This is a genomic window from Mesorhizobium sp. M1365 (assembly GCF_040317865.1).
Taxonomy (GTDB): domain Bacteria; phylum Pseudomonadota; class Alphaproteobacteria; order Rhizobiales; family Rhizobiaceae; genus Mesorhizobium.
The window spans coordinates 1-591 of the sequence record NZ_JAMYLG010000120.1 but is presented as its reverse complement, the minus strand read 5'-3'; the positions used below and the strand labels follow the sequence as shown (position 1 = coordinate 591).

At 66.5% G+C, this 591-nt stretch carries 1 pseudogene; it reads left to right on the top strand.

Annotation, left to right across the window (positions count from 1 at the left end):
• A pseudogene (locus NKH04_RS33375) lies at nt 1-521 on the top strand (IS66 family transposase); the annotation flags it as partial.
• Nucleotides 522-591 lie beyond the last annotated feature (70 nt).

Below are 591 nucleotides of genomic sequence, written 5' to 3'. Positions count from 1 at the left end.
CCGCCCAGGATGCTGTTCCGGACGATATTGGCGCGCTGAGAGCAGCGCTGACCGCGGCGCTGGCCAGAGCCGAAGACGAGGCCGCGCGCGCTGCGCTGGTCGAGGCCGAACTGGCGGTCGCCAGGGCCAAGGCATCGGATGATGCGGCGCTGATCGCGCATCAGCATCTGACGATCCGGAAGCTGCAGCGGGCGCTGCATGGTCAGAGTTCTGAACGCTCAGCCCGCCTGCACGACCAGATGGAACTCACCTTCGAGGAACTCGAGAGCACCGCGACGGAAGACGAGATCGCCGCCGAACAGGCCGCGGCCCGGACCACCGAGGTGGCGCCTTACATGCGCAAGCGACCGGCGCGCCAGCCATTTCCCGAGCATCTGCCGCGCGAACGCGTGGTCGAGCCGGCGCCGGCCGCTTGCCATTGCTGCGGCGGTCATCGGCTGCGCAAGCTGGGTGAGGATATCACCGAGACGCTGGAGGTGGTGCCGCGGCAATGGAAGGTGATCCAGCACGTGCGGGAGAAGATCCTATGGGCGACTGGATAGCAGCCACCGCTCTTGCGAATGTGTGGTTGTTACAAACACCACTCGGGAG